The sequence below is a fragment of the Bacillus sp. GbtcB10 genome, from assembly GCF_019091365.1.
GTDB lineage: Bacteria > Bacillota > Bacilli > Bacillales > Bacillaceae > Bacillus > Bacillus altitudinis.
Genome location: NZ_JAGXJP010000220.1, coordinates 1 through 261, shown reverse-complemented (window position 1 = coordinate 261; position 261 = coordinate 1). Strand labels below are relative to the sequence as shown.

Genomic DNA, 261 nt, shown 5'->3' with positions numbered 1-261 from the left:
GCACCGAGTAAACCAAGGAGAGCACGTAAGAGCATTTTGTATACTGCTTTCATGTGAGTTCATCCTCCTTAAAGAGAAAAATATGTGCTATGGGTTCCTGATATATACGTCAAATCCTCATAGCATGTAAGAGAGACGGCATTAATTCATATCGTTCGATTAAGCTGATCGTCTGGCGGTAAACCTTTGCCCGTTTCGCAAGCTCCGTTAGGTTCGAAGCATCACGTGCCCGCAGCTCTCTGAGCCGATTTTTCATTCTGA

General features: G+C 44.4%; 1 pseudogene. It reads right to left on the bottom strand.

What is annotated here, in order from left to right:
- Positions 1–112 precede the first annotated feature (112 nt).
- A pseudogene (locus tag KVT11_RS21200) lies at positions 113–256 on the bottom strand (transcriptional regulator); the annotation flags it as partial.
- Positions 257–261: the final 5 nt, after the last annotated feature.